Here is a 6,158-nt window from a genome sequence, read left to right as displayed (position 1 = left end):
TACGCGGTCGCCCGATAGTGTCCTAGTCGACCAACACAAGATTAGGACACTACCCTTTGTTTGACTCCTCCGCCGTCATCCCGTATAGTCCCAGCCGCAATCAATCGAGTGCCGCGAGCCGCCTCTATGACCCAGCCCGCGAAGTTCGTTGTTCTACATCCCAAGCCCATCATCGCCGCGACGCTTGCAATCACCATCGGCTATCTGGCCGTGATTCTCATTTGCGGGGTCAGCTTCAACGGTTCACCTGAAATGCTCGCCCGCAAGGACGAGACGTTTCGTTTCTACAATGAGACTCGCGGCATATTCGGTGATGATCGAGTAATCGTAATAGGAGTCAGCACGACTGACGTCTTCACTCTGACTTTTCTCGAAAGACTCGACCGTTTGACCAACCGGCTCGCTGCTGTTGGCGGAGTCGCTGAGGCGATGAGCCTCACCAACGTCAAAGCGATCACCCGCGATGCCGGTAGCATCAGCGTAGGGCGCTTGATCGATCTGCGCAGCCTCCGTCAAGCGGACGCCGCACAGCTCAACAGACTCAAGGAAGAAGTCACCAATGATCCGTTGTGCGTGCGGCACTACGTCTCAGCCGACGGTAAGACGGCCGCCGTGGATGTTTTTCTGAAAGCACTTGGCGAAGCCGAGACTCGAGCGGTAGCTGAACAGGTTGAACGCGTCGCAAAGTCCGAAGCGGATGGCGATGAAGTGTTCCTGTCCGGAGTTCCCATCGTCGATGCGCGCGCCATCCGAAGCATGCTTCGCGATATGCTGGTGCTTTCGCCAATCGCCGCGGTGCTGTGCTTCGGCGTTTTTCTTTTTGCGTTCCGCAGCTTCTGGGGAGCAGCGCTGCCGATGGCTGCGTTGGTGATCGGACTGATCTGGACCATCGGGCTGATGAGCTTGTTCGGCCGCCCCATTACGCTCGCGACGTTGACGCTGCCGACTGTGCTGATGGCAGTCGGCAGCTCATACATTTTCCACGTGTTAAATCAGTATCGGATCTCGATGTGCGGTCTTGATCCGAAGGCTACCACCGACAGCGAGCGAGTGGCATGGCTTGACGGATTAACCTTCATAGGTCCGGCGGTGCTTGTTTCAGGTTTGGCGACGGCCGCGGGGTTTGGCGCGCTGGCGTCGAGCGCCGTCCCGACGGCGCGAGACATGGGCATCTTTGAGGCGCTCGGCGTCCTTGCAATGCTCGTGCTAACGGTGGCTTTCATTCCGGCCGCGCTTTCGCTGCTTCCACGCGAAGCCCTGGGCAAGACTGGCCCCCGGCGAAACGACTATGCGACATGGCTGAACAAATCGCTGGTCAACATCACCGCGCTGGTACTGTTTCGGAGGCGCGCGGTGTTGATCACGACTTTCGCCGCAACGATCGCGATTGGCGCAGGAGCGGTTTGGCTCCAGTTCAACACGGACTACTTGCACATATTCCCGAGCAAGAGCGAGACGGTGCAGGACGCCGAGAAGTTTCACCGGCGGCTGGCGGGCGCAGCTACCGTTCAGTTGGTGGTCACTGGGGCGCCCGGGTCAATCACCATCCCCGACTTCTTGCGGGCGGCCTTGGCGCTCGAGCAGTTCGCGCTTAAGCAGCCTGGAGTCGACGCCGGCATTTCGGCGGTCGACATTATCAAGCGCATCGACAGCGTATTGCCACGCCCCCACGTCAACACCGTTGAGGGGGCCGAGGAGATTCCTAGTGACTACGGCAGGCTCTCGTTAATATTCCACGACTATTTTTCGCAAGATGAGTCGCTTTCTCGTCTCGTAAGCGCCGACGGTTCGCGACTAGTGATCATACTCAGAGTGAATTTGTTCAGCTCCAACGAGCTGCGAAGACTGACCCGCGAAATCGACGCGTGGTCAGTAGTAAATCTTCCGGCAGGGATTTCGCAACGAGCAACTGGCTCAATCATACTTCTCAACGATGCCTCAGATGCGGTAGCGGCTTCGCAGTCTTCGAGCCTTGCGATCGCGTTGGTCACGATTTACTTGATGATGGTTGCGCTGTTCCGCTCGCTGGCAACCGGCTTCCTCGCATTGATTCCGAATTTGCTTCCGATCATCTGCTACTTCGGATTCCTGGGCTGGAGCGGAATCCCGCTGGATATAACGACGAGCCTTGTCGCCAGCGCCGTGCTCGGGCTCGCCGTCGACAACGCTGTACATATGATCCGCCGTTATCGGCAGTGCGTAGCCGAACGCGAGTCCTCATCTACCGATGCCCGGCTCCCTATTCCGCCGCCAACCGACGAAGGATGGGCGATATGGTTGACGATGCTGCGGACCGGCAAACCGATGGTCCTTGCTAATGTCATGCTGATCGCGGCTTTTCTGATTTTCGTGCTATCGTCGTTTGTGCCGCTGCGCGTAGCGGGGCTTCTGTGGGCGCTGACGATCGCCGCTTGCCTCGCGGCCGATCTGATACTGCTGCCGGTGCTGATGAAGTCGAAACTGTTTGCAGGCGCGGCGTTGGGAAAGAAGGAAGAATGAAGCTGAGCGCGTCCGACACATCAATGCCAAATCTTGCCGAGTCTGAAATCCAACGAACAGCCAAAAGCTCATCCCCCCGAGCGAACTACAGCGGGCCGTCCTTGACCAGGGGTCGGCGCATAGCCTGTACCTGTCTGATGTTTATCTCATTGGCCGGATGCCAAAAGAAGCCAGAGGGAAGTCCGGCGAATCCTAAGAACGAAAACAGCCCGCATTCCACGGAGATCGATGCCGCGCAAATCATCGAGCGATATCGCGCGATCGACAACAGCCGCAACTCGACGATCAAGATGCGCGCGCAGATCAACGGCCAGAGCCCATCAGTTGGACTTGGGGAGCTCACCGCGCCGCGGCAGATCCAGTTGACCATCTATCGAAAGCGTGAGCCGGACGGACGGCTTATGATGTTGGTCGAGTTTACCGCTCCGGTTGAAGAACGCGACCGCGACGGGTTGATAACGGTCTTTCCTGACGGCCGAATCGAAGCCGTTCGTTATGTGCAGAGCACCGATAGCTTCCTGGTCGCCACCGACGCCACAAGTGAAGACGCGCTGTTCGGTTTGACGCCTCAAGAACTCGCAGAGAGTCAACCGGAGAAATACGACTTTGTCCTCGCCGGTGAGGACACGTACGAAGCAACAGCCGTCTATCGCCTCGACGGCAAGCTCAAACAAGGCGCGGAGTCAAAGTTCCCCCGTCTGGTCTTGCTGATCTCAAAGCAAAATTTCGCGGCGCTGCAAGCAGAGTTTTACGACAATCATTCCGAGCTGGCCCGCCGCCTCGCGGTCAGCAAGATGGAGCAGATCGCCGGTCATTGGACTCGCTTGCGCTGGAGCATCGACAATCGCGCCCGGCTTAAGAAGATTGATTTTGAAGCCGTCGAGGTGAAGTACGATCAGAACTTGAGCGATTCGATCTTCACCCGCGAGCACTTGAAGAAGATTGCGTCGAGGTAGAGAGCGCGTGAAAAAAGGCCGGAATACCACCACCGGGAATTTCCGATTTGCGATTGCCGATTGCCGATTGCCGACCTTGCACCGCACCACTGAAATCGGCAATCGCAAATCGCAAATCGGAAATTACATCATGCTTCTTGCGTATGCCCACCGATGATCTTCTCGCTGTAGTCGGTCGTTCCGACGAACTGTACAGACAACGCGCGGAGCCCGGCGCGGTGAGAGAGTCTGTCATGATGCTCTCAGGCGCGCGAGGCGGCAGCGACCGTTACGAGGTGCAGTGGCGCCTTGCGCGAGCGCTTTTCTTCCTCGGTCAGCAAGCCGGCTCGCGCGACTCCGGCAAGCAGCTCTACAGCGCCGGCATCGGCGCAGGCGAACGCGCCATCGCCCTCAATCCCGAGCGAGTCGAGGGGCATTTCTGGGTAGGGGTAAACCTTTCCCTTTTCGCCGAGGTCGATCGCGGCATAAGAGGGGCGCGAGCGCTTCGGTGGGCCCGCGCCGAGCTGAAGAGGGCGGCTGCTATCAGCGAAAGTTATCATGACGCGGGACCGCTGCGTGTGCTCGGACGGCTCGAACACAAAGCGCCGAGGATTCTGGGTGGCAGCCGCAAACGCAGCCGCGAGCTTCTCGAACGCGCGCTTGAAATCGCCCCCTCAAACAGCGTGACGTTGACCTACGCCGCCGAGCTGGCGATTGACAACGGCGAGCGCGACCGCGCCGCTTCCTTTCTTCAACAGGTGATCGAGCATCCGATCGATGCCGAGTGGGTATTCGAGAACAAGCGTGATTGCGACCTCGCTCGTTCACTACTCGAACGACTCGCCCAGTCATAGTCGCGCGAGTTCGCCGCTCGCGTGGATAAATGCGACCGCCGTGTCGTACAATCAACCACTCGTTAGCTTGGGGCGATGCAGCCACACCAACCGGAGGCGGATTTGATGAGTCTAAGGCGCGTAGTAGTCACCGGAATGGGAGCCGTCAGTCCCAACGGCATCGGCCGCCAAGCTTACTGGGAAGCTACCGCCGGCGGCGTGAGCGGCACCGGTCCGATCACTCTGTTCGATGCATCAAAGCTGTCCTGTAAGGTCGCGGCCGAAATCAAAGACTTCGACTTTGACCGCTACATTTCAAAGAAAGACAAAGATCGCGTGCAACGCGCGGTGCCGATGGCGTTCTTCGCGACCGATGAAGCCGCCGAAGACGCAGGGCTGAAGCTCGCGGCGTTAACCCCATCCGAACGCGAGAACATCGGCGTGATCATCGGAACCGGAGCCGGAGGAATCGAGTTCGCCGAGCGCCAGTACAAGCAGTACTACGACCGTGGAGATCACGATGCCGCTTATCGCCGAGTCAGCCCTTACTCGATCGTCGCGTCGTTCGTAGGCATGCTTTCGAGCGAGATAAGCATGGCTTACCAGCTCCACGGCATGAGTCACGTCCTCTCGACCGGCTGCACCAGCTCGACCGACGCGATGGGATACGCGTGGAACGCGATCCGGCTCGGTCAGATCGATACAGTCGTGTCGGGCGGGGTCGAGGCTTGCATAACGTTCGGATTGATGACCGCCTTCTGCCGAATGGGCACGGTCACGACGAAGTGGAACAACGATTCATCGCGGGCCTCGCGGCCATTTAACGCGGATCGCGACGGGTTCGTGCTCGGCGAAGGCGCCTGGATTGTGATACTCGAAGAACTCGAACACGCGCTCAGTCGCGGCGCGCGAATTTATGCCGAGTTGGCCGGCTACGCCTCGACCTGTGACGCATATCATCGAGTGCAGATCGCGCCGACCGGTCACGACGCCGCGCGAGCCATGCGGATGGCGGTCGAACGCGCCGGGCTCACGATGGATGAAATCGACTATTTGAATCTTCATGGGACTGCGACCAAGATCAACGATCGCACGGAGTCTGCCGCGGTGCGCATGGCTTTCGGCGATCGCGCGCGGCAGATTCCCGCCAGCTCAACCAAGTCAATGATCGGTCACGCGCAAGGCGCGTCGGGAGCGGCGGGGGTCATAGCGACGTTGATGGCGATGAAGCACAACTACGCGCCTCCGACGATCAACGTCGAGGTGGCCGATCCCGAATGCGATCTCGACTATGTGCCTAATCACGGGCGGGAAGTCCGCATCGACGCCGCGCTGTGCAACTGTATCGCCTTCGGGTCGAAGAACTCGGCGCTGGTGTTCAAGAAGTTTGAGTAGAGTGAGACCTGACACCCAGATCTTAAAATACAGATGTAAAGACGACGATACTACTCTCGTCTTGAACCGGGGCGGCAGACGAAGTCAGGAGTCCAGCCGGTGGGCTTTGAGTGGATGGGTCCGGGAGTTCTTATCCGGAAACCGAATAAACTTCCGGCGTCCCCCGGCCTTGCAGCCTTATGCGTGAGCCGGTAAGGTTTACCGGGATACGGCCGTCTGTTCTTGTTCGGAAAAGAAATGAAGCCGAAATCTTATTTCAAAACCAGCTACACACAGTTAGCTTGCTGGTGAATGGTAAGCTAGGGGAAATATCGGCGTGGTTACTGACATCTTAAGTTTTATCCGTGATACTTTCGGCGCCAGGGTCTTTGTTCCAATTCTACTTTTAGTTGTCCTTGGAGCCGTGTTTTCTATCCAGCGAGGGTACCCGCTGAAAGAACTCTTCTATGATAGATGGTTTTTGATTTGTGTAATTGCAGTAGTCTCCGGGAGTCTG

4 protein-coding genes are annotated in these 6,158 nt (G+C 58.2%); all 4 read left to right on the top strand.

Annotated elements, in window-relative coordinates:
- Nucleotides 1–126: 126 nt before the first annotated feature.
- The 4 genes from AABO57_28905 to AABO57_28890 all read left to right on the top strand — a co-directional run bounded on the left by AABO57_28905 (nucleotide 127) and on the right by AABO57_28890 (nucleotide 5,662).
- Complete coding sequence (locus AABO57_28905) at nucleotides 127–2,499, top strand: MMPL family transporter (protein MEK6289754.1); 2,373 nt, start codon at nucleotides 127–129, stop codon at nucleotides 2,497–2,499.
- 137 nt (nucleotides 2,500–2,636) lie between these two features.
- Nucleotides 2,637–3,455 (top strand): outer membrane lipoprotein-sorting protein, encoded by an 819-nt coding sequence (locus AABO57_28900; GenBank protein MEK6289753.1) that lies wholly within the window; start codon nucleotides 2,637–2,639, stop codon nucleotides 3,453–3,455.
- 218 nt (nucleotides 3,456–3,673) lie between these two features.
- Nucleotides 3,674–4,288 carry a TRAP transporter TatT component family protein gene (locus AABO57_28895; protein ID MEK6289752.1) on the top strand — a complete coding sequence of 205 codons (615 nt, stop codon included), beginning with the start codon at nucleotides 3,674–3,676 and terminating at the stop codon, nucleotides 4,286–4,288.
- Nucleotides 4,289–4,393: 105 nt separating this feature from the next.
- Nucleotides 4,394–5,662: a beta-ketoacyl-[acyl-carrier-protein] synthase family protein gene (locus AABO57_28890; GenBank protein MEK6289751.1), complete on the top strand. Its 1,269-nt coding sequence runs from the start codon at nucleotides 4,394–4,396 to the stop codon at nucleotides 5,660–5,662.
- Nucleotides 5,663–6,158 lie beyond the last annotated feature (496 nt).

Source organism: Acidobacteriota bacterium, assembly GCA_038040445.1.
Taxonomy (GTDB): domain Bacteria; phylum Acidobacteriota; class Blastocatellia; order UBA7656; family UBA7656; genus Onstottus_A; species Onstottus_A frigus.
The sequence above is the reverse complement of the archived record's forward strand: the minus strand, read 5'-3'. Positions and strand labels throughout refer to the sequence as shown.

Excerpts from the sequence above, each read along its gene's own strand:
- AABO57_28905 (MEK6289754.1), top strand. The coding sequence starts at position 127 with ATGACCCAGCCCGCGAAGTTCGTTGTTCTACATCCCAAGCCCATCATC.
- AABO57_28900 (MEK6289753.1), top strand. The coding sequence starts at position 2,637 with ATGTTTATCTCATTGGCCGGATGCCAAAAGAAGCCAGAGGGAAGTCCG.
- AABO57_28890 (MEK6289751.1), top strand. The coding sequence starts at position 4,394 with ATGAGTCTAAGGCGCGTAGTAGTCACCGGAATGGGAGCCGTCAGTCCC.